Origin of the sequence: Amycolatopsis orientalis (assembly GCF_000943515.2) — a bacterium.
GTDB lineage: Bacteria > Actinomycetota > Actinomycetes > Mycobacteriales > Pseudonocardiaceae > Amycolatopsis > Amycolatopsis orientalis.
This window is the reverse complement of the sequence record NZ_CP016174.1, coordinates 2797045-2818861: the sequence shown is the minus strand read 5'-3', so window position 1 is coordinate 2818861 and position 21817 is coordinate 2797045. Positions and strand designations below refer to the sequence as shown.

The window sequence follows — 21817 nt, the reverse complement described above, 5'->3', positions numbered from 1 at the left end:
CGCTTAACCCCCGAGACCGAGTTGCTCGCTGTAGAACAGGCCGAGACCGAACATGCAGCAGATGGCCGAGAGCAGCCAGAACCGGATGATGACCGTGGTCTCGGCCCAGCCCGCGAGTTCGAAGTGGTGATGGAACGGGGCCATCCGGAACAGCCGTCGCCGGGTCGTCCGGAACACCGCGATCTGCGCGACCACCGAGATCATCTCGACCATGAACAGACCGCCGATGACGATGGCGAGCAGTTCGGTACGGGTGGTCATCGACAGCCCGGCGACGAGGCCACCGAGCGCGAGCGAACCGGTGTCGCCCATGAAGATCTTCGCCGGGGCGGCGTTCCACCAGAGGAAGCCGACGCAGGCGCCGGTCGCCGCGGCGGCCACCACGGCCAGGTCCAGCGGGTCACGGACGTCGTAGCAGGCGGCCTGCGGGGTGACCGCGCACGAGAGGCGGGTCTGCCAGAAGGCGATGACGACGTAGGTCGCCAGCACCATCGCCGCGGTGCCGCCCGCGAGACCGTCGAGGCCGTCGGTGAAGTTCACCGCGTTCGACCAGCCCGAGATGACGACGTAGCAGAAGATCACGAAGAACACCGACGGGAAGGTGATCAGCGCGAGGTCCCGCACGTAGGACAGGCTCTCCGACGCCGGGGTGAGCCCGCGTTCGTCGGCGAACTGCAGCGCCAGGATCGCGAAGCCGATCGTGACCACCAGCTGGCCGACCAGCTTCGCGGTCTTGTTCAGCCCGAGGTTGCGCTGCTTGCGGATCTTGATGAAGTCGTCGAGGAACCCGACGATCCCGAGGCCCACGGCCAGCCCCAGCACCAGCAGGCCCGAAGCGGACGGGCCGCCGGTGCCGTTGCCGCCGCTGAGCGAGCTGATCAGATGGGCCACGAAATACCCGACGACCATCGCGACGATGATCGCGACACCGCCCATCGTCGGGGTACCGCGCTTGGATTTGTGTCCCTGCGGTCCTTCCTCCCGGATCTCCTGGCCGAAGCCCTGCCGGGAGAAGACCCGGATCAGATAGGGAGTGAGGAGGATGGAGACCAGCAGGCCCGCCGCGGCCGCGATCAGGATGCTGATCACGCGTCACCACCGTTCGAGCGTTCTTGAGAGGGGGAAGGGGGTACTACAGGGGATTCGGCGTTCGTTTCGGGGGAGGCGAGCAGGGCATCGGCCACCCGCCACAGCGCGGCGGACTTGGACGCCTTCACCAGCACGATGTCGCCCGCGCGGAGCTGATCATGCAGCAGGGCGATGGCGGCCTCGACGTCGGGTACCAGTACCGACTCCTCGCCCCAGGAACCCTCCTGGTGCGCGCCCTGGTGCATGGCCGCGGCGGCCTCTCCGACGACCACGAGCTTGTCGATGTTGAGCCGGACGACGAGCCTGCCGATGCCGTCGTGCGCCTCGACCGCGTCGTCGCCGAGGTCGGCCATCACGCCGAGCACGGCCCAGGAACGGCGCTCCGTGCTCATCGACGCGAGCGCCTTGAGCGCGGCGCGCACCGACTCGGGGTTGGCGTTGAACGAGTCGTTGAGCACCGTGACGCCGTCGGGCCGGGTGGTGACCTCCATCCGGCGTCCCGAGCGCTGCTCGAGGCTCGACAGGCGGGCCGCGATCTCCTCGGTCGTCGACCCCAGTTCCAGCGCCACCGCGGCGGCGCTGAGCACGTTGCCGACGTGGTGCTCGCCGTACAGCGGGAGCTTCACCGGGGCCTCGCCGGACGGGGTCACCAGGCGGAACGACGCCCGCGCCTCCTCGTCGAGGGTGACGTCCACGGCGCGGACGTGCGCGGACGCGCTCTCGCCGACGTACACCACGCGCGCCTTCGTGCGGCTCGCCATGGCGGCGACCAGCGGGTCGTCGATGTTCAGGATCGCGACGCCGCCGTCTTCGGCGCTCGGCAGCGCCTCGACGAGTTCGCCCTTGGCCTTGGCGATGCCCTCACGGGAGCCGAACTCGCCGACGTGTGCGGTGCCGACGTTGAGCACGGCCCCGATCCGCGGCGGCGCGATGGCGGCCAGCTCGGCGATGTGACCGTGCCCGCGGGTGGACAGCTCCAGCACGAGGTGCCGGGTGGAGGCGTCGGCCCGCAGCGCCGTCCAGGGGTGGCCCAGCTCGTTGTTGAACGACCCCGGCGGCGCGACCGTCGGGCCGAGCGGCTCCAGCAGCTGGGCGATGACGTCCTTGGTGGAGGTCTTGCCCGACGAGCCGGTGACGCCGACGACGGACAGGTGGTCCCCGGACAGCTTCTCGACCACGTGCCGGGCGAGCTTGGCCAGCGCGGCCAGCACCGCGGCGCCGGCCCCGTCCTTGTCGGCGACCAGCGCGAACGCGCGATCATGCGCGGTACCGGCGGGCAGCGGCGGCACGATCACGGCCGGGGCGTCGACCTCACGGCCGGCGAGCACCGCGACGGCGCCGGCCTCGACGGCCTTCGCGGCGAGGTCATGGCCGTCGACCCTGGCGCCGGGCAGCGCGACGAACAGGCCACCGGGGGTCAGCTCGCGGGTGTCGAATTCGACGCTCCCGGTGACCTCGGCGGTGCCGTCGGTCCGGTGCAGCCTGCCGCCGACGATGTCGGCGATCTCGGCCAGGCTGAGCACGATCACGGTGTCTCCAGACGTCTGCGGATGGCGGAGGCGAGTTCGTCCCGGTCGGAGAACGGGTGCACGACACCCTGGACCTCCTGGCCGGTCTCATGGCCCTTGCCCGCGATGAGCACGATGTCGCCGGGCTTGGCGAGCCCGACGGCGTGGATGATGGCCTCGCGACGGTCGGCGATCTCGAGGATCTCGCCACCCAGCGCCGGTCCGGCGTTGCGGGCCCCGGCCAGCATGGCCGCCCGGATCGCGGCCGGATCCTCCGAACGCGGGTTGTCGTCGGTCACGATCAGCACCTCGCTGCGCCGGACCGCCGCCTCGCCCATCATCGGGCGCTTCGCGGTGTCGCGGTCGCCGCCGCAGCCGAGGACGGTGATGATCCGGCCCTCGGTGCGGGCGCGCAGCGCGTCGAGCCCCTGCGCGACCGCGGCCGGCTTGTGCGCGTAGTCGACCACCGCGGTGAACGGCTGGCCGAGGTAGACCCGCTCCATCCGGCCCGGCACCTCGACCGCGGCGAGCCCGGCGACGATGGCGTCGAGCGGGACACCGGCGGTGGTGAGGATCGCGGCCGCGAGCACCGCGTTCGCCACGTTGAACTCGCCCGGCAGCGGGATCTTCGCCGAAGCGGTGAGGCCGTCGGGTCCATGGAGGGTGAAGGTCTGCTCCCCCGCCGGGGTGGGCGTGAGGTCGGTGGCGCGCCAGTGCGCGTCCGAGCCCGGCTCGGTGGAGACGGTCACCGTGTGCGGGGTCAGGAGGGCGTGGCCCCAGGCGCTGTCGACGACGACCACCTCGGCGGTGGAGCGGCCGTCGAACAGCAGCGACTTGGCGGCGAAGTACTCCTCCATGTCCTTGTGGAAGTCCAGGTGGTCCTGGGAGAGGTTGGTGAAGGCGCCGACCGCGAAGCGTGTGCCGTTGACCCGGCCCAGCGCCAGCGCGTGGCTGGAGACCTCCATCGGGACATGCGTGACGCCGCGCTCCACCATGACGGCGAGGAGCGCCTGCAGATCCGGCGCCTCGGGGGTGGTGAAGCCGCTGGCCAGCCGCTCGCCCGCGATCCGGGTCTCGACCGTGCCGATCAGCCCGGTGGTGAGCCCGGCCGCCTTGAGCCCGGCGTCGACCAGGTACGAGGTCGTGGTCTTGCCGGACGTCCCGGTGATCCCGAGGACCGACAGCTCCAGCGACGGCTCGCCGTAGATCCAGGCCGCGATCTCGCCGAGGGCGGCGCGCGGGTCGGGGTGCACGAGGATCGGCACGCCCGCGTCACGGAGCACCGGGCGCTCGGCACCGGCCTCGTCGGTGAGCACGGCGGCCGCTCCGGCGGCGATGGCCTGGTCGCTGAAATCCGCGCCGTGGGCGCGGGCACCGGGAAGCGCGGCGAAGAGGTCACCGGGGAGGACGTGCTGCGCGCGCAGCGTGCTGCCCGTGACCGTCAGCTCGGCCGCGGCCGGGTAGTCGTCGCCGTCCACCACGAGCCGCGCGCCCGCCCTGGCGAGCAGCGTGCCCAGCGGCATCGGCTCGATCCTGGCCGGACGAGGGGGTGCGGAGACGGCCTTGACCGGGCTGTCCGGGACCTGGGCAGCCGTCGCGCCGGACCCGCTTTCGACGGCGGGACCGCTGCGGGGATCTGAAGTAGGCACCGACACAGCCAAGGAGGTTACCGGCGTGGCATTCGGGTGACGGAAGCGGTGCGGGGTGTGAGCGTGGTGATCATGCCCGTGGTAATGGGTTTCGCGGGCTCTCCTTGGCACGCAAGGGCTTCCGACTGTCGCTTGAGGACGATCATGGTCTCGTGAGTGGTAATGACGGTTAGAACCGTCATTACCACTCACGAGGCTCCTGGCCCGCTCAGGAAAGGATCAGCGGCACTTGCGGCGTCGGGCCGTCCGAGAGCGGGATCTGGAACCGCTGCGCCAGGTAGGCGGCCACCGAGTGGAACAGCGGCGCGGCCGAGCCCCCGCCCGGCAGCGAGGTGTCCGGCGCGTCGAGCCGGATGCCGACCACGAACCGCGGCTTGTCGGCGGGCAGGATCCCGGCGAAGGTGATGTTGTACAGGTGGTTGCTGTAGGTCTTCGTCTGCGGGTCGACCTGCTGGCCGGTGCCCGTCTTGCCCGAGACCTGGTAGCCCTCCAGCGCCGCCTTCGGCCCGGTGCCGCTCTGCAGCCCGCGGCCGCTCTGCACCACCGCGCGCATCATGTCGCGGACGGTCTTCGCCGCCTGCGGGCTGATGACCTGCACGGTCTTCGGCGCCGGTTCGGGGACGACGGTCCCGTCCGGATTGACCTTCGCCTTGACCACCCGCGGTTCCACGCGCAGCCCGTCGTTCGCGATGGCCTGGTACATCCCGGCCATCTGCACGACGGTCATCGAAAGACCCTGCCCGATCGGCAGGTTGCCGAACGTCGTGGCGTACCACTGGTTGAGCGGCGGAACGAAACCCGGGCTCTCACCCGGCAGGCCGAGACCGGTGCGCTGGCCGAGACCGAACTTCTTGAGCAGCTCGGCGTAGCGGTCTTTGCCGAGCTTCTGTGCCAGCAACAAGGTTCCGACGTTCGACGACTTCGCGAAGATGCCGGTGGTGGTGAACTGCTGCGTGCCGTGGATCCAGGCGTCCTTGACGATCTTGTCCGCGACCTGCAGCGAACCCGGCACCGGCATCGACGCCTCCGGGGTGGTGATGCCGTCGTCGATCGCGCCGGCGGCGGTGACGATCTTGTTCACCGAACCGGGTTCGAACGGCGTGGTCACCGCGCGGTTGTTCAGGTTCTCGGTCTCGCTGCGCGAAGCCGGGTCGTTGAGGTTGACCGTCTTGTCGTTGGCCAGCGCGTAGACCTCGCCGGTCTTCGAGTCCATGATGACCGCCTGGCCGCCCTTGGCCCGCGACTTGGCGACGTACTCGCTCAGCTGCCGTTGCAGTTCGTACTGCAGGTCGGTGTCGATCGTCAGCTGCAGATCCGAACCGGGGACGGCGTTCTGGATGTCCCGTTCGGTACCGGGGATGACAAGGTTGTCGTTGCCGTTCCGGGTGTTGACGATCTTGCGGCCCGGCGTTCCGGCGAGGTCGTTGTCCCGCGAGGCTTCGAGACCGTAGCCACCGTGCAGGTTGTGCTTGGAGACGTCCTTGTCGTCGGTACGCCAGTTCGCGTAGCCGATGATGTTCGCCCCCACCGAGTCGCCGGGGTATTCCCGCTTCGAACGCTTCTCGACGGTGATCCACGGATAAGCCTTGACGATCGACTCGGCGACCGACGGTTCGATGTCATGGACCAGGTAGGTGAACCCGTCCGGCTTGTGGAACTTGTCCAGCAGCTCCTGCTCGGTGATCACCCCCGGCAGCTTGGCCGCGATCAGCTTCGCCGCGCCCGCGACCTCGGTCTCGAAGTTCTTGCCCTTGGCCGGGTTCTTCGCGGCGAACTCGTCCATCGTCTTGTGCAGCCAGTTCAGGCTCACCGCGAGCGTCCGCACCTCGATGCTGAACGCGATCTTCGTCCCGTTGCGGTCCATGATGGACCCACGCTGCGCCGGGCTTTCGATCACCGACGCCCGCTGCCGTTCCGCGGCCTCGGACAGCGCGCCCGCCTCGAACCACTGCACCTGCACCAGTTTGAGGCCGGCGAGCACCATCACGATGATCAGCAGGATGCGCACGCCGGTGAACCGGCTCGGATGTCCCCCGTTGCCCCGCCGGGCGGTGGCACGGCGGGTCCCGGCGGCGTAGGTCCGCCGCGCGCTTCCCGCCGACCGCGCCCGGGCCTGTGCCGGACGGCCGGGTGACATCACTGACCTCCCTGCGCCGGGGGTTCCGCGTTCGGGTGCGGAACCGCGGGCTGGTCGCCCTCGATCACGCCGTTCTGGGTGCCCTCGGCGGGCGGCACCGCTCCGGCCGGGGGCGCGGGGACGGCTTCCCCTTCCGCCTTCTTCGGTTCACCGACCACAGTGGACTGTCCATCCGGGCCGACCACGATATGCGCGGGGTCGCCACCGGGCACCATGCCCAGTTCCCTGGCCTTGGGCGCCAGCGAAGCGGGCGACTCGGCCTTCGCGACCTCGCGCTGCAGCCGTTCCTTCGCCTCGGCGAGCCCGGCGTTGGCCGTGCGCAGCTGTTCGAGCCGGTACGAGTCGGCGATGGCCTGCGTGGTCAGCCACAGCGTGCACGCCACACCGACGGCCAGCATGCCCATCATCATCAGCACGAACGACGCGCGCGAGCGCGGCCAGCGCAGCTTGAACTTCTTGGGCGGCTCTTCCTTACCCGTACCGCCTTCGGCGTCGGGACGGTTGCGCCGCTGGCCGCGCTGCAGCAGATCGGCGCGCTGGGCGCGACGGGCGTAGGCGCGTTCGGCCGCCGACGTCCGGCCACGGGAGGCGCGGCCGGGCGTCCCGGTTTCGGGTGCGGCGGTGTCCGGTGCCTCGTCGACCGTGCTGGTCGCGCGGGCACGCCGTCCGGGCGCCGGTGCGCCCCGGCGGCCGCGGGACTTCGCGGGAGCGGTCATCGTGCTCGGTCTCCGATCCGTTCGGCGGCTCGCAGCCGCACGGAGGCGGCCCGTGGGTTCTGTTCGGTCTCCGCCTCGCCGGCCTTCTCGGCCCCTCTGGTGAGCAGTTTCAGTTCCGGGCCGTGGCCCGGTAGTTCCACCGGAAGCCCTTCGGGCGTCCGGGATTTCGCCAGTTCCGCGAAGGCCTGCTTGACCAGCCGGTCCTCAAGGGACTGATAGGACTCCACGACGATGCGGCCGCCGACGGCGAGCGAGGCCAGCGCCCGCGGCATCGCCCGCCGCAGCACCTCCAGTTCGCCGTTGACCTCGATCCGCAACGCCTGGAAAGTGCGTTTCGCCGGATGCCCGCCGGTGCGCCTGCTGGCCGCGGGAACCGCGTCGTACAACAGTTCCACCAGCCGCCCGCTGCGCGTGAAGGGTTCCTTCTCCCGTGCCGCCATGACGGCTTTGACGATCCGCTGGGCGAACCGTTCCTCGCCGTAGTCGCGCAGGATCCGGATCAGCTCGCCCGGCGCGTAGGTGTTGAGCACGTCGGCGGCGGTGATCCCGGTGGTCGGGTCCATCCGCATGTCGAGCGGGGAGTCCTTGGAGTAGGCGAAACCGCGTTCGGCCCGGTCCAGCTGCATCGAAGAGACGCCGAGGTCGAACAGGATCCCGTCCACTCTGGACAGTCCGAGGCCTTCCAGCGCGGACGGCATCTCGTCGTAGACGGCGTGCACGAAGTCGACGCGATCCCCGTGCGGCGCTAGCCGTCGCGCGGAAAGTTCCAGCGCGTTGGGGTCACGGTCGAGTGCGACCAGCCGCAGGGAGGGAAAGGCGGTGAGCAGCGCGTCGGAATGACCGCCGAGTCCGACGGTCGCGTCGACCAGCACGGCCTCGCGGTCGGAGAAGACCGGTGTGAACAGTTCGACGATGCGGTCCAGCAGCACCGGAACGTGCTCGTGTTCGCCTGCCATGTCTTCCCCCCTTTCCTGTCATGCCGGGGAAGATGCCGGATGCCGTCAGGTCCCTGTCCGCCCGCCTGCTGACCTGGTACCGGGGAAGGTGTACCAGGGCCACTGAGCGGACAGAGGCCTCACGGCATCCGTGTGGGCGGTTTCCGGCGTTCCCGATGCGTGAACCCGCGCCCCCCGACGGCGTGGGTGCTTCCTCGGTCACGTCTAGAAGACGCCCGGCAGAACTTCCTCTCGAGCCTTCGCGTAGCTGTCCTCGTGTTCGTCCAGGTAGCCCTGCCACGCTTGGGCATCCCAGATCTCCAACCTGGTGATCGCCCCGATCACCACGCACTCCTTGTTCAACCCGGCGTAGCGCCGGAGCTCGGACGCGATCGCGATACGTCCTTGCCCGTCCGGGCGTTGTTCGTCCGTCCCGGCGAAGAGATAACGCTGATAGGCCCGGACCGCCTCGTTCGTGAACGGGGCGTCGGCGACCTTCCTCGCCATCTGCTCGAACTCGGCCCGGGGAAAGACGAAGAGACAGTGATCCTGTCCCTTGGTGACCATCAGCCCACCGGCGAGCGCGTCGCGGAACTTCGCGGGCAGCGTGAGCCGCCCCTTGTCATCCAGTTTCGGGGTGTGGGTGCCGAGGAACACCGGCTCCACCTCCCTACCGATCCCGGCTGCGGACAACCAGGGTCGGCCACGGGGCTCCCTTCTGCCCCACTGCGCACCACCGTACCCCACTTTTCACCACAGTCAACGCGACAAAAGCCGCCACCACTCCGTCGTGTCAGACGTTTTCGCTGGTCAGCCAGGTGGGGCCAGGTGGGGGCATGGTGGGGGACGGTGGCCAAGATCCCCCTGGGCGGGTATCGAAGCAACCTCATCTATGCCTGATGCGTCCGGATATCGGCAGCCGGAACCCTGCCGTGGGGCGAAGTGGGGGTGAAAGTGGGGAATCCGGTGTGGAGTGGTGGGGAACGCCGAGGACACAGTGGAGGGTGACGTCGGTTCATCCGACGACATGTCGACAAAGGACAGCTTCGCTCCGAGCGTGGAAGATCCGGGACGTTCAGTGTCCCGGATCTTCCACGCTCACCGTCGGCGTCCGCGCTTGCGGCGGCGTCCGTTCATCCCTGGGGTGGTGCGACGGCTGACGCCACGCCAGTCCTTGGGTTTCTCCGTGGGTTCGGGAAGCAACCGATCGAGACGGCCCCCCACCCAGAATCCCGCCAACCAGCCTGGGATCACGCTCACGAAAACGAGAAGGATCCACCAGCCGTCGGCGACCGGCCACACCGGCCGATCCACCGGGACCACGGAAGATCCACCTCGTGAGCTGTTCTTCTTCCGGTACTTGTACTCCTCCACCGGGACGCTGCCCGAAAGCGCGGAAACCGAGGTGACCGCGGCGGTCGAGACCTGTTCTCCTCCTGGGGAAACGTTGTCCCACCGGATTTCCGCCTTGCACGAATACGTCATCCAGGTGTGGATCGCGTTCCTCTGGCACTGCTCGACCTGGGCGGTACCGGTCCTGCTCAGGGTGCCCCACGGCTCGAAACCGACCACCCACTGCAAAGAGAGCATCAGCCACAGCGTGAGCAGGACGCCCATCGCGCCCATCACACCCGAAGGCCACCAGCGGGCGCGACCGGTACGCGTCGGCTGCTCGATCTGTTCGCCCATCAGCGGCGTCCGCGCTTCCGGCGGCGTCCGTTCATCCCTGGCGTGGTGCGACGCCTGACGCCGCGCCAGTCTTTGGGGTTCTCCGTTGGTTCGGGCAAGAGCCGATCGATGCCCTTGCCCGCGAACCAGCCGAGGATGTAGCTGGGGATCGTGCCCACGATCACGAAGAAGAACCACCACCCAGTGGAGAACAACGACCGGGGGCGGTCCACAGGGACGATGTTGTAGTGAAGAAGCCCGTAGCGGCCTACCGACTTATAGGACACGACGTTCACCTCACCCGACAGATCCGCGACAGAACCGATCGTCGAAGACGTGACCTGTGGTCTGCCCGGCGTCTTCCGGTCCCACGTCACTTCGGCCTCGCAAACGTGGATCATCCAGAGTCGCACCGGGCTGCGATGGCACTCCCGGATCTGCGCGACGCCGAACCGGTCCACTGTCCCCGCGGCACCGATCCCCAGCGAGGCACCGAACGAGAACATCACCCATGCGCCCAGCACCACGAAGACGACGCCGGAAAGCACCCGCAGGCTGTATCGCCCTCGACGCTTCCGAACCTCTCGCTCCTCCGATCCGATCCGGTCAGTCATCGTCGTCGAGCGAACCGCTGATCCGACCGCTGTTCGATGGCATCGTCCTGCCGCGTTCGGCCGAGCCGCCGTCGTACTGGTTGTAGTCCGCGGCGGCCGCCTTCCCGGCTTCCTTCCCGATCTTCAAGCCGGTGTTGTCGGCGATCTTGCCGGCGACGGTGTTCTCCATCCGGTCTTTCGCACCACGGAGGTACTTGAGGTTGTCGCCCTTCAGACCGTCCAGCGTCTTGTCGCCGGCCTTGATCGCCTTGTTCGCCTCGCGCCCCAGTTCGGACGACTTTCGCCCCAGCGCCCGCGCAGCCTCTCGGGCTCGCTCGCTCGAACCTTCGAACCGCTTCACGAACTTCTGGATGGCGCTCAGTAGCTTGCCGAGCTTCTTCTGGATCTTCGCCATGACCTTGACCGCGTCGGCGAAGATGCTCGCGGTGAACGCCGCGACCGAGCCGCCCAAGGTGAACCAGGAAGAGGCGAGAGCGAGAAGCGCCCGCGTGATCACGTCGCTGATGAAGGTCGCAATGATGTCGAAGATGAGTGCTCGCGCCGTCGCCACCACCATTCCCCCGGTGGTGATCCACTGCGCTGAGTCCTTCGCCTCGGCGGCGACGTCACGCAGAGACTGTGTGTACTGCAGCGCGACTCGGCGGTAAGCAATAGCCGCGTCGCCATCCCATCCGGAGGTCGTGGACAGGGCGCCCTCGTAATCACCTGCCACGGCTTCGAGTTCCGTCGCGATGTTGTTCCAGGTCTGTGCCGCTTGCTGGACCAGATCGGGATCACCGGTGAGAATTTCCAGCGGTTCGCGGATGAAGTCGAGGTTCTCCATCAGCCAGCCGACACCGGCCTTCACCAGCTCTCCGAGTGGATTCAGGATCATCGACAGAACGTCCAGCCCGAAAGAGACGCCGTCCATCGCTACCGCGAACGCGTCGAGATCTTCGCCCTTCACTCCTTTGTAGATATCGCCGACGACGCTCGAGCCGCTGTCGAAAACGCCTCCGCCCTTGAACGGCTCGGACTTGTCTTCCTTCTTGGCGATCAGGTCCTCGCTCACAGCTTCTTCCCCAGGTCCCGGCCGAGCTGCGCCGCGTCGTCGTCGATCTTGGTGTAGTCCGTGGCCGCCTTCCTCAGCGCTCCGGACAACGCGTCACCGAGGTTCGCCGCGCTGGTCATCAGCTCGTCCGCGTCGCCTTGGGCCAGCTGCAGGACGCCGCCGACGGGCACCGCGCAGAGCAGGCCGTAGCCACCGAATCCGCCCATGCCGACCTGGGTCGCCGCCGAGGCCGCGCCCCGGATGCGGTCGGCGAGATCGGAGACCTGGTCCGCGTGCGCCTTGAGGCGTTCCGGCGAGACGCCGTATCCCGGCCCGCTCACGAGCGCCCGGTCCAGTCGACGTGCTGGAAGTCTTCGCCGTCGTCCTCGTCCGACGCGGGACGGGAAGGCCGGGGCTTCGCGGGCGGCCCAGAGGGCGGCCCAGAGGGTGGTTCGGCTGGGAGGCCGAACCGTGCGGAGTCGTCCGGTTCCGCGGTGGGCCGCGGTTCCTCCCTCGGCGGCAGGGTGCTCTTGATGAAGTCGACCGCGTCGGAATCCTCGCCGGTCAGTCCGGCCATGATCTCCAGGGTCCGGTCCGCGGCCCTCGTGGTCGCCTTGCGGTAGGTGCTCATGATCAGCGACGCGAGCTGGGCGGGCGTCCGTTCCTGCGCCTGCGGGGACAGCGCGAGCGACATCAGGCCGCCGCCGGGGTTGACCGTCACCGTGACCAGCCGGTCCGGGCTGCTCAGGGTGACGACGTTGTTCTCCAGATCGGTTTTCGCCTGCTCCGCCTTGGCCAGCAGGGCGGCGCTGCGTTGTTCCTGTTCGCGCATCCACTCCTGCGGATCGCGCACCTGGCCACCGAATGGCACGGTCATTCCGAAACCCCCCTCGGGTTGTCGACTCCCACAACCTAGCGGTCCGGATCCACCAGCGAAGCCAGTCGCGTGGCCAGCCGCGGACCGTCCACAGGGGACACGTTCACCCAGGCCTGCCCGCCGCGGCCCTCGGTCCGCGCCGCGCAGTACGCGCCGACGTCGGTGTCGAACCAGGTCAGCCCGCCCGCCCGGTGTGTCCGGCCGTCACGGCCCCGGGTCCGCACGGTGAACTGGCCCGCGCTGTAGACCGGCCGGGCCTGGATGGCGAGCACCTCGCGCAGTTGACTGTCCGAAGCCGACGATCGTCCACCGTCGCCGAACACCGGATCCTCCAGGTCACCGCCGAAGCGGGCCGCGGGCAGGCTGATCCCGTAGCCGGGGCCGGGCCGCAGCTCCGGTAGGACGTCGACGATCGCGGCGAACACCGCGCCGTCGCCGATCCCGGAAAGGGCGATGGTCTGTTCGGGCTGGGTGGCCAGTACGCCGTGCCGTCCCCGCGCCGCCGCGACCGCGCGGAACGGGGCTTCGGCGGTCATGTCGGCCAGTGCCTCGCATTCGACATAGACCTCGGCGCGCGCGAGCAGGTCCAGTCGCGCTTCCAGGGCGGCGTCGAGCCGGTCCCCGTCGTAGAGGCCGCGTTCGGCGAGGTTTTCGTAGACCGCGCCGCGGATCTCGACGCGTTCCGCTTCCGTGCCGCCGACACTGCGGACGGACAGCGGCCACGGCGGGGCCGCGTGGCCGAGATCGGACCAGAGGACGTCGAACGCCGACGCGGAAACGCGGATCAAGACCGCCCCAGCTCGGGCGGCTTCCCGAACGAGACCCGCGGGGTCAGTGAACGCAACGAGGCGTCGCGGGTGTTCATCACGTCGACGGCCTTGCGCCGGGCCTCCTCGGCCTCCGCGCGGCGGGCCTCCATCTCGTCGGCGAGCGCCGCGAGCGCCAGCAGGTTCCCGCCCGCGGCGGCGCCGCGGATCATCGCGCCCGGATCGAACTCCACCGGCGGCGGCATGTCCGCGCGGGCCCGCGCCGCGACCTCGGCCTGCCCGGAGATCGCCTGTCCGAGGGCGGAGGAGAGATCGGCGGACCAGGTCAGCCAGCCGGAGGCCGTGGCCAGCACGCCGCGGAGCGCGTCGCCCGCTTCCCCGCGCCAGTTCTCCTCGCTGCTGCCGATCAGCCCGGCCAGCTCGGACGTCGCGTCGTGCATACGCCGCGCGAGCGCGTCCCAGGCGGCGCCGATGCCGCCGGCGGCCTCGGGGTCGTTGCCGTCCTCGACCTCCGCCGCCAGCGCTTCGTGGCTGTAGGCCTCGTACCGCGTGGCCGCCACCGGGACCTCGCGCCCCGGCATCTCTCCTTCAGACACGCTTGTCTCCTAGGGCAGTTTGGGTTCGGCCAATCCCGCCACCGTCACCGCGCGCTCGCAGGCGAGCGGGGTGTCGGTGAAGTTCGTGTTGCTCACGTCGATCTGGACGCTCGCCTTCTCCCCCATGCCGAGCAGGACCGCGCAGGTTCCATCGGCGGCCTTCTTGTCGGAGACCTTGAGCGCGTCACGGTCGCCGACCTTGGTCTTCGTGGCGGTCTTGCGCTCGATCTCGAGGTCGCGCAGCCCGTGCCGCTCGTCCACGGTGATGGTGACGCCGAAGGTCGCGGGCACCGTCCAGTCGCAGGCACGGGCGCCGTTGATCTCCTTGGGGACGCCGAGGACGTTCAGCCCGGCACTCGACCGGTCCCCCGGCCCGAGCAGCGCGCACGGATCCAGCGCGGCGGGCGGAGCGGTGACCGCCGTCGAACCGCCGGTGACCACCTTCTCGGTGGCCGGAATCCGCGCCTGGCCTGCGGCCCCTTGCCCACAGGCGGACACTGTGAGGAGGACGAGCGCAGCGAGGACGCCGAAACCGGGGAGGCGGGGGCTCATGGGTTCAGCCGCCGACACAGTCCACATCCGCCGCCGCTTGTTCATCCTGACGGGTGTAGCGGGCCAGCGCCTTCTCGATCCGGTTCTTGAGCGCTTCGAGTTCCTTGCCGAAAGCCGTGAGCGCCTCGACCGCGGAGCCGTCGGCGCCGATCCCGTACTGCGCCATGAACCGGCCGACCTCGTCGGCGTATCCCCCGCCGAGGGGAACCGTGCGGCCGAGCACCTTGGCCTCGCGGACCATCTGCCCGACCACGTCCTGCAGGGCGGAGATCTTCACATGGGCGTCGGCCGCCAGCTCCGGGGCGACCGCGAACCCGCTCAGATCGAACCGGGGTTTGGCGGTACTCACCTCGCTCATATGCGATTACGCCTCTCCGTAGTCGAGCGACCTCGCATCGGAGCATACGACAAAACCCCGCGTCAGCGGGAGCACCCGAAAACGCCCTTGACTCACTCGATCGAGGTAAGGTTCCTGGTCGCACAGAGTCATCAGCCGGGGTTCGCGGGGTTCCCCCCACGAGTTCGCCCGAGTTTGACACACTTCGTGGGAGGCTGACCGCTGCTCGGGGGACCACTCGAGTGATGAAAGCTGGCCTTCAGCAGACCCAGCGGACACCAGCCACGTGGCATCAGGAGGTCGAGTGACGTCGAGAATCCAGTCTGCGACGCCCGGCGAACAGCAGGGCGAGCAGGCAACCGGGCAGGCGCCGTACCCCACGGCGACGGGCTCGGTCAGCGGCCGGCAGAACGGCCGTGACGGCAGAGCGTCGCTCGACGAACTGCACGAGACGGCGCGGCGGATCGCCGCCAACGTCGAGCGGGTACTGGTCGGCAAACCCGAAGTCATCCGCATCGCGCTCGTGACCCTGCTCGCCGAAGGCCATCTTCTCGTCGAGGACGTGCCCGGGGTCGGCAAGACCTCGCTGGCGAAGGCGCTGGCCCGCTCGATCGACTGCACCGTGAGCCGGATCCAGTTCACCCCCGACCTGTTGCCCAGCGACGTCACCGGGGTGTCCATCTACAACCGGCAGAGCGGCGGTTTCGAGTTCCGGCCCGGACCGGTGTTCGCGAACATCGTGGTCGGCGACGAGATCAACCGCGCCTCGCCGAAGACGCAGTCGGCGCTGCTCGAATGCATGGAAGAGCACCAGGTCACCGTCGACACCTCGACGTACCACCTGGAAGAGCCGTTCATGGTGATCGCCACCCAGAACCCGATCGAGATGGAGGGCACCTACGCGCTGCCCGAGGCTCAGCGGGACCGGTTCACCGCGCGGGTGTCCATCGGCTACCCCGACCAGCAGGCCGAACTGGCCATGGTCGACGAGCACGCCGGGCACAACCCGCTGGCCGATCTCGAGCCGGTCTCCGACCGCGATTCAGTGCGGCGGCTGATCGAGACGGTGCGTTCGGTGCACATGTCGCCGGAGGTCCGCCGGTACGCCGTCGACCTGGTGTCCGCGACCCGGCAGGTGCCGGAGATCCGCCTCGGCGCCTCGCCGCGGGCGACCCTGCAGCTGGTCCGCGCCGCCCGTGCGCAGGCCGCGCTTTCGGGCCGTGAGTTCGTCGTCCCGGACGATCTGCACACGGTCGCGGTCCCGGTGCTGGCGCACCGGCTGGTGCTCACCACCGAGGCACACGCCGCCCGCCGCTCGGCCACCGACGTGGTCCGCGCGATCCTGCACCGTGTCCCCGTTCCGCAGGGCTCCTCGGGCACGAATCACCGCTGAGTAGAAGGAAAACGGGGCCATGCTGCGTGCTCTGTCCGGCCTGACCACACGCGGCCGCTGCCTCCTCGCCGCCGGCGTCGCCGCGGCGGTGTGCTCGTTCGTGCTCAACGAACGGGACCTGCTGCGGGTGGCGGTGTTCGTCGTCGCCCTGCCGCTGCTGGTCGCCTTCTTCATCTCGGCGACCCGGCTGCGGCTGGGCGCGGCCCGCGCGCTGCGCCCGGACCGGGTTTCCGTCGGCTCGCCCGGCGAAGTCCAGCTCGAACTCTGGCGTGACGGCAGGCTCCCCGCCGGCGAGGTGCTCCTCGAAGACGGCGTGCCCTACGCGCTGGGTTCACGGCCGCGGTTCGTCGTCGAACGGCTGCCCCACGACAGGCGCGTCGCGCTGCGGTACCCGCTGCAGCCGGTGCTGCGCGGGATCCAGCAGGTCGGCCCGCTGCGGGCGACGATCACCGACCCGTTCGGGCTGTGCGAGTTCGAACGCGAGCTGATCGGGCATTCACGGCTGGTCGTCGTGCCGAAGGTGGTGGGCCTGTGGGGCCTGCCCAGCGGGGCGGGCATCGGCGCCGGTGACGACGGCAGCATCCGCCTGCACGCCGGGCAGGGCGAGGCCGACGTGATCGTGCGGCAGTACCGCCAGGGCGACGACCTGCGGAAGGTCCACTGGCGGTCCACCGCCCGCCGTGACGAGATCATGGTCCGCGTCGAAGAGCGGCCGTGGCGCGGCGGCACGACCGTGCTGCTGGACCACCGCGCGGCCGCGCATCACGGCACCGGGCCCGCCGCGAGCCTCGAATGGGCCGTGTCGTTCGCCGCCTCCGTGTCGCTGCACCTGCGCCGCTCCGGGCACCGCGTCCGGCTGATCACCGAACACGGCCAGACCCTGGCCGACACCCCCGGTGAGGGTGGCGAGCACTACGACAACGTCGTGCTCGACGTCCTCGCCGCGCTCCAGCCCGCGCACCAGCGCGACATCACCCTCGGCCACGACCCGGCCGAAGGACAGGAACTCATCGCCGTGCTCGGCACCGTCAGCAACGAATCCGTGCACGAGCTGTCCCGGTACCGCCCGCGCGGGATCCGGAGCCTCGCCGTGCTGCTGGACACCCCGGGCTGGTCCTCGGGCGTCAACCGGCCCGAGACCCGGGCCGCCGCCACCGAGGAATCGGTGGCGCTGCTGCGCGCCGCGGGCTGGGGCGTCGTCGTCGCCGGTCCCGGCTCGCCCATGCAGCAGGTCTGGGCCGAACTGTGCCAGACGGCCACCCGCCGGGGCACCCTGATCGGAGGTGGCCTGTGACCACGACCGCGCCACCCGTCGCGCATACCCCGAACCCCCGGCCCGAGGCGCCACCGCCGGTCTGGACGAGCAGCGTGCTCGCCCCGGTCGCCGCCGGGCTCGCCACCCTGTTCGCCTCGACCTCGCTCACCGGCGTCGTCACCGGCTGGGCGTGGTTCGGCTACCTGCTGGTGGCGGTCGTCCTGATCGCCTCGACCGGGCTCGCCCTGCGCTCGCTGCGCGCGCCGACCATCGTCGTCGGCCTCGCGCAGCTGCTGGTGCTGCTGTTCCTGGTCACCGGCGCGTTCACCACCAGCGGGATCCTGAAGATCATCCCCGGCCCGGACGCGCTCGAAGAACTGCGCGGCGTGCTCGCCGCGTCGGCCGAGCAGATCCGCGTCGGCCTGCCGCCGGTCGAGGGCACGCCGCCGATCCTCTGCCTGGTCACCATCGCGATCGGCCTGGTCGCGGTGCTGGTCGACACCCTCGCGGTGGCCGCCGCCGCGCCCGCCGCGACCGGGCTGGTGCTGCTGTGCGTCTACGCCGTCCCGGCCGCGCTGGCCGAGGAAATGCTGCCGTGGTGGACGTTCCTGCTCGGCGCGGCGGCCTTCGCCGCGCTGCTCGCCGTCGACGGCAACCACCGGCATCGCCGCTGGCGTAACCGGGACGCGCCGGGGCTGGGCAACTCGGCGAGCACGCTGTCCGCTCCCGTCGGCGTGGTGAGTGCCGCGATCGCGATGGGCCTGGTCATCGGCGCGGCCGTCACCGGCGTCGGCACGGTCGGCAGCCTCCCCGGCGGAACCGGATCGGGCCGGGGCGGCGCGGGCGGATTCGGCGTCGAGCCGTTCACGCAGCTGCGCGGCCTGCTCGACCAGGGCGAGAACGTGGAGCTGTTCAAGGTCTACGGGATGGGCGCGGACAAGCGCCTGCTGCGCGCGTTCACCCTCGACACGTTCACCCCGAACAAGGGCTGGGGGCTGGCCCAGAACGGCCGGGCCCAGCAGGGTGTGCAGGCCAACCAGGGGCTCCCGCCCGCCCCGGGCGACGACGGCGCCGGACCGGCGCGTGAGGTCCGGATCGAGCCGACGAACTGGGTCGACAACTGGCTGCCGATCTACGGCGCGCCGCGGTCGATCACCGGACTCGCCGACAACTGGCTGTACGACCCGGTCGGCGGCGCCGTGTTCACCACGACCAAGCAGAACGCGCCCGCCTACACCGAGACCGCGTCGATCAAGGAACCGTCGAAGGACGAACTCCGGCTCGACGACCCGAACCTGGCCGAGGTCCCGCAGCAGTTCGTCCAGATCGACCGCGTCGACCCGCGGGTGGCGGCGAAAGCCAGGCAGCTGACCGAGAACGAGTCCAACAACTTCGACAAGGCCCAGGCGATCTGGTCGTTCTTCACCGCGCAGAACGGCTTCGTCTACGACACCAAGACCGCCGACGCCACCGACTCCGACGCGCTCGCCGACTTCGTCCTCAACGGCAAACGCGGGTTCTGCGAGCAGTTCGCGTCCGCGATGGCCGTGATGCTGCGGTCGGTCGGCATCCCGTCGCGGGTCGCCATCGGCTTCACCTCCGGCACGCCGAAGGGCGATCACCTCTCGATCAGCTCCGAAGACGCGCACGCTTGGGTCGAGGTCTACTTCCAGACGAAGGGCTGGGTCAGCTTCGACCCGACCCCGCTGGTCGACGGCCGCGCGGTCGTCCCGCCGTACCTGCAGACCGACACCAGCAGCTCCCCGACCAACGACACCCAGGAAGTGCCGAGCGCGCCCGCGTCGAGCGCCCCCGCCACCGGCACGCCGCGGGACCAGGACCCGAATCTCGGTGCGGGCGACGCCGGCGGCCAGCAGGAGGAGGAGCCGCTGTGGCCCGCGATCCTCGCCGGCCTCCTCGGTGGGCTGGCGGCCGCGGTCACCGTGGTCGTGATCGTGCGCAGCCGCTTGAGATACCGGGCGCTCATGCGCCCGGGGCCGTCCGCGGATTCACCGGCTCCGGCCGCCGAGGACAGCGGTGGGTTCCTGGACAACCCGAACGTCACGAACTGGCTGCCGCTGATCGCGATCGGGCTGTGGGTGGCGGCGTTCGCGTTCCTGGCGGCGTGGGTCTCGTGGTGGTTCGCGCTGATCTTGATAGTCGTCCTCGGCGGGCTGGGCACGCCGACGGCGATCCGGGAGATCAAGCGACGGCTGCGGCTGCAGAAGATCGCGTCCCGCTCCCCCGCCGCGGCCGACGCGGCCTGGCGCGAGCTGATGGACGAATGCGCGGACCGGGGCCTGCCGCTCTCCGACGGGGACACGGTGCGGGTGGCGGGCCGGAAGGTCGCCGAGAAGCACCGCCTCGACGAGGAGGGCCGCTCCGGCCTGCGGACGGTCATCAGCGTGGTGGAGACGTCCTGGTACTCGGACAAGCCGGCGAGCGACGACGAGCTGGGCCCGGCCTTCGACGAGGTCCGCCGGAGCCTGAAACGGAACGCGCCCATGTCGTGGAAGGGCCGCCTGTTCCCGCGGTCGCTGAGGCGAGGCAAGTAGCCGCCGAGACCGCGGTGGCGCCTCGGCCCGGGAGCTGAAGGGCCCCTTCCCCGCATCTCACGCGCTGAAGGGCGCTTTCCCCGCGTCGCATGCGGGGAAAGCGCCCTTCAGCTCTTTCGAGCGGAGCGCGGAGTGCACGAGAACGCGAACATGCCGACGAGGCGGTACCTCGTCGGCATGTTCGCGTGTGTGGGAGCTACTGCTCCTCGAAGCGCTGGCGGAAGCGTTCTTCCATGCGCTGGGTGAACGAGCTCCGGCGCGGGGACGACTTACCGCCGCCACCTCCGCCGGCTCCCGGGCCACCGCTGTCGTGGGCGTCCTCCGCTTCGGCTCCGTGCCGAATCGATGTGACGGCCATCATGACTCCGAAGAACATCACGAGGAACCCGAGCACGCTGATCACTGGGATCTGGGCCACCCGGATGTTGACCACCACGCCGAGCACCAACAGTGCGACGCCCACTACGAACAGGGCAACGCCCTGGATACGCCGTCGGCGGGCGGGGCGGCGCAACCGGGTGCCTCGCACCGTGGATGCGAACTTGGGGTCCTCGGCATAGAGCTCGCGCTCGATCTGATCGAGCAGCCGCTGCTCATGCTCGGAGAGTGGCATCTTTCCTCCTCCGGCACAGCTGTCGCGGGCGCCGGGCCGCGCAACGTCATGGACCCAACAGACAACCCCAGGCGGGGTGTCTCTGTCCAGGATACGAGCCCCGCGCTCGTCCGACTACCCGATCCCGTATCCGGAAGGGATCGAATTGGCCGAAACCACCCGACTCGGCTCTCTCGAAGACGGTTGAGCGGCCGATGTCACTGGTCACGGGGGGTCAGCAGTGACGCGGGCCGCACCGCCGCGGCGCCGAACTTCGACCTCGCGACGTCGGCGGCCACTTCCGCGTCCCGCCAACGGGGTTCGGGTGAGTCGAAAAGTAGCTGTTCTCCATTACTCTCCGTGTCCAATCCCTCGACCCTTACGCCGATCAGGCGGACCGCGCCCGTCGGCGCGTGCTCGGTGAGGAGTTCGACGGCGGTCCGGTGGATGTCACGGGCCACGTCCACCGGTACGGCGGTCGTCCTGGCGCGGGTGATGGTCTTGAAATCCGCGAACCGGACCTTGATCGACACCGTCCGCCCGCGCAGTCCCCGGCGGCGCAGCGTGGCGGCGACGCGTTCGGACAGCCGGAGCAGTTCCAGCCCGAGTGCCGAGCGGTCGTGGAGGTCGACGTCGAAGGTCACCTCGGCGCCGATCGACTTGTCCGGCGTCTCCGGGACGACCCGGCGTTCGTCGTGCCCGTTCGCGAGCGCGTACAGATGCTCGCCCAGCGCCCGCCCGAGCGAGCGCCGCAGCCGGGGCAGCGGCGCGGCGGCGACGTCGGCGATCGTGTCGAGACCCTGCTGCCGCAGGTGTTCCTCGGTGCGCTTCCCGACGCCCCACAGCGCCGACACCGGCAGCGGACGCAGGAACGCGAGCGTCTCGGCCGCCGGGACGACGACCATGCCGTCCGGTTTCGCCATCCCGGACGCCAGCTTCGCGACGAACTTGACCTTCGCGACGCCGACCGAGCAGCTGATGCCGAAATCGGCGGCCACCCGTTCCCGGATCCAGGCGCCGAGCCGGGCGGGCGTGGAGTCCAGCCGCTTGAGTGCCCCGCTGACGTCCAGGAAGGCCTCGTCGAGGCTCAGCGGCTCCACCAGTGGCGTCAGCTCGCGGAAGACCCCCATGACGCCCTTGGAGACCTCGCCGTAGAGACCGGGTGTCGGGGTGATGCAGATCAGCTGCGGACAGAGCCGCTTCGCCGTCGAGAACGGCATGGCCGACCGGACCCCGAACTCGCGCGCCGCGTAACTCGCGGCCGCCACGACCGACCTCGGCCCGCCGCCCGAGACGACCACCGGCTTGCCCGCCAGTTCGGGCCGGGTGCGGAGCTCACAGGAGACGAAGAAGGCGTCCATGTCGACGTGCAGCAGCCCGCAACCGGTGTCGTCGGGCCAGGTGGTGGCCCCGGTCGTCACGCGGTAGCGGGCCATCCCGCCAGGCAGCTCGGCATTTCGTCCCACGGGCAGAACCTAGCCCGGACCACCGACAGTCTCGTGAGTGGTAATGACGGTTCTAACCGTCATTACCACTCACGAGACTGG

At 70.0% G+C, this 21817-nt stretch carries 21 protein-coding genes; 3 read left to right on the top strand and 18 right to left on the bottom strand.

Annotation, left to right across the window (positions count from 1 at the left end; genetic code table 11):
* Positions 1-3: 3 nt before the first annotated feature.
* The 16 genes from mraY to SD37_RS12425 form a co-directional block, all read right to left on the bottom strand.
* Entirely contained in the window at positions 4-1089 is a 1086-nt protein-coding gene (gene mraY / locus SD37_RS12500; RefSeq protein ID WP_037304276.1) for a phospho-N-acetylmuramoyl-pentapeptide-transferase, read from the bottom strand.
* Positions 1086-2618 carry a UDP-N-acetylmuramoyl-tripeptide--D-alanyl-D-alanine ligase gene (locus tag SD37_RS12495; protein ID WP_044854183.1) on the bottom strand — a complete coding sequence of 511 codons (1533 nt, stop codon included), beginning with the start codon at positions 2616-2618 and terminating at the stop codon, positions 1086-1088. The genes mraY and SD37_RS12495 overlap by 4 nt, the downstream gene beginning before the upstream one ends.
* A complete protein-coding gene (locus tag SD37_RS12490) occupies positions 2615-4120 on the bottom strand; it encodes a UDP-N-acetylmuramoyl-L-alanyl-D-glutamate--2,6-diaminopimelate ligase (RefSeq protein WP_044854182.1) in 1506 nt (501 codons plus the stop codon). Before SD37_RS12490 ends, SD37_RS12495 begins: the two co-directional genes overlap by 4 nt.
* A 334-nt stretch (positions 4121-4454) precedes the next feature.
* Positions 4455-6383 carry a peptidoglycan D,D-transpeptidase FtsI family protein gene (locus SD37_RS12485; protein ID WP_044854181.1) on the bottom strand — a complete coding sequence of 643 codons (1929 nt, stop codon included), beginning with the start codon at positions 6381-6383 and terminating at the stop codon, positions 4455-4457.
* Positions 6383-7099: a cell division protein FtsL gene (ftsL, locus tag SD37_RS12480; RefSeq protein WP_044854180.1), complete on the bottom strand. Its 717-nt coding sequence runs from the start codon at positions 7097-7099 to the stop codon at positions 6383-6385. The genes SD37_RS12485 and ftsL overlap by 1 nt, the downstream gene beginning before the upstream one ends.
* The gene (gene rsmH / locus SD37_RS12475) at positions 7096-8055 is read right to left on the bottom strand and encodes a 16S rRNA (cytosine(1402)-N(4))-methyltransferase RsmH (protein ID WP_044854179.1); all 960 of its coding nucleotides are present in this window, start codon (positions 8053-8055) and stop codon (positions 7096-7098) included. The genes ftsL and rsmH overlap by 4 nt, the downstream gene beginning before the upstream one ends.
* A gap of 204 nt (positions 8056-8259) precedes the next feature.
* Positions 8260-8691, bottom strand: a complete 432-nt coding sequence (mraZ, locus tag SD37_RS12470) for a division/cell wall cluster transcriptional repressor MraZ (protein WP_005156436.1) — start codon at positions 8689-8691, stop codon at positions 8260-8262.
* A 441-nt stretch (positions 8692-9132) separates the two neighbouring features.
* Positions 9133-9723, bottom strand: coding sequence for a hypothetical protein (locus SD37_RS12465; RefSeq protein WP_236725353.1), 591 nt, complete (start codon positions 9721-9723; stop codon positions 9133-9135).
* The gene (locus tag SD37_RS12460) at positions 9723-10316 is read right to left on the bottom strand and encodes a hypothetical protein (RefSeq protein WP_145926621.1); all 594 of its coding nucleotides are present in this window, start codon (positions 10314-10316) and stop codon (positions 9723-9725) included. Before SD37_RS12460 ends, SD37_RS12465 begins: the two co-directional genes overlap by 1 nt.
* A complete protein-coding gene (locus SD37_RS12455; protein ID WP_044854178.1) occupies positions 10309-11367 on the bottom strand; it encodes a WXG100 family type VII secretion target in 1059 nt (352 codons plus the stop codon). The genes SD37_RS12460 and SD37_RS12455 overlap by 8 nt, the downstream gene beginning before the upstream one ends.
* Positions 11364-11687, bottom strand: a complete 324-nt coding sequence (locus tag SD37_RS12450; protein ID WP_044854177.1) for a type VII secretion target — start codon at positions 11685-11687, stop codon at positions 11364-11366. The genes SD37_RS12455 and SD37_RS12450 overlap by 4 nt, the downstream gene beginning before the upstream one ends.
* Positions 11684-12223: a YbaB/EbfC family nucleoid-associated protein gene (locus SD37_RS12445; protein ID WP_044854176.1), complete on the bottom strand. Its 540-nt coding sequence runs from the start codon at positions 12221-12223 to the stop codon at positions 11684-11686. The genes SD37_RS12450 and SD37_RS12445 overlap by 4 nt, the downstream gene beginning before the upstream one ends.
* A 35-nt stretch (positions 12224-12258) precedes the next feature.
* The gene (locus tag SD37_RS12440) at positions 12259-13011 is read right to left on the bottom strand and encodes an ESX secretion-associated protein EspG (protein ID WP_044854175.1); all 753 of its coding nucleotides are present in this window, start codon (positions 13009-13011) and stop codon (positions 12259-12261) included.
* The gene (locus SD37_RS12435) at positions 13008-13586 is read right to left on the bottom strand and encodes a PPE domain-containing protein (RefSeq protein WP_083254954.1); all 579 of its coding nucleotides are present in this window, start codon (positions 13584-13586) and stop codon (positions 13008-13010) included. The genes SD37_RS12440 and SD37_RS12435 overlap by 4 nt, the downstream gene beginning before the upstream one ends.
* 9 nt (positions 13587-13595) lie before the next feature.
* Positions 13596-14138 (bottom strand): DUF3558 family protein, encoded by a 543-nt coding sequence (locus tag SD37_RS12430; RefSeq protein WP_083255276.1) that lies wholly within the window; start codon positions 14136-14138, stop codon positions 13596-13598.
* A gap of 4 nt (positions 14139-14142) precedes the next feature.
* Complete coding sequence (locus SD37_RS12425; RefSeq protein WP_037304290.1) at positions 14143-14496, bottom strand: hypothetical protein; 354 nt, start codon at positions 14494-14496, stop codon at positions 14143-14145.
* Positions 14497-14779: 283 nt separating this feature from the next.
* Between SD37_RS12425 and SD37_RS12420 the strand changes: the two genes are divergently transcribed.
* The 3 genes from SD37_RS12420 to SD37_RS12410 are packed head-to-tail and all read left to right on the top strand — an operon-like array spanning position 14780 to position 19678.
* On the top strand, positions 14780-15868 hold the full coding sequence (locus tag SD37_RS12420; RefSeq protein ID WP_044854173.1) for an AAA family ATPase: 1089 nt from the start codon (positions 14780-14782) through the stop codon (positions 15866-15868).
* 19 nt (positions 15869-15887) lie between these two features.
* Positions 15888-17162, top strand: a complete 1275-nt coding sequence (locus tag SD37_RS12415) for a DUF58 domain-containing protein (RefSeq protein WP_044854172.1) — start codon at positions 15888-15890, stop codon at positions 17160-17162.
* Complete coding sequence (locus tag SD37_RS12410; protein WP_065912814.1) at positions 17159-19678, top strand: transglutaminase TgpA family protein; 2520 nt, start codon at positions 17159-17161, stop codon at positions 19676-19678. The genes SD37_RS12415 and SD37_RS12410 overlap by 4 nt, the downstream gene beginning before the upstream one ends.
* Before the next feature lie 196 nt (positions 19679-19874).
* Here the strand turns inward: SD37_RS12410 and SD37_RS12405 are convergent, their stop codons facing one another.
* Both SD37_RS12405 and dinB read right to left on the bottom strand, forming a co-directional pair.
* A complete protein-coding gene (locus tag SD37_RS12405) occupies positions 19875-20291 on the bottom strand; it encodes a DUF3040 domain-containing protein (protein ID WP_044854170.1) in 417 nt (138 codons plus the stop codon).
* Positions 20292-20488: 197 nt separating this feature from the next.
* On the bottom strand, positions 20489-21706 hold the full coding sequence (gene dinB / locus SD37_RS12400; protein WP_044854169.1) for a DNA polymerase IV: 1218 nt from the start codon (positions 21704-21706) through the stop codon (positions 20489-20491).
* Between the last annotated feature and the right edge of the window lie 111 nt (positions 21707-21817).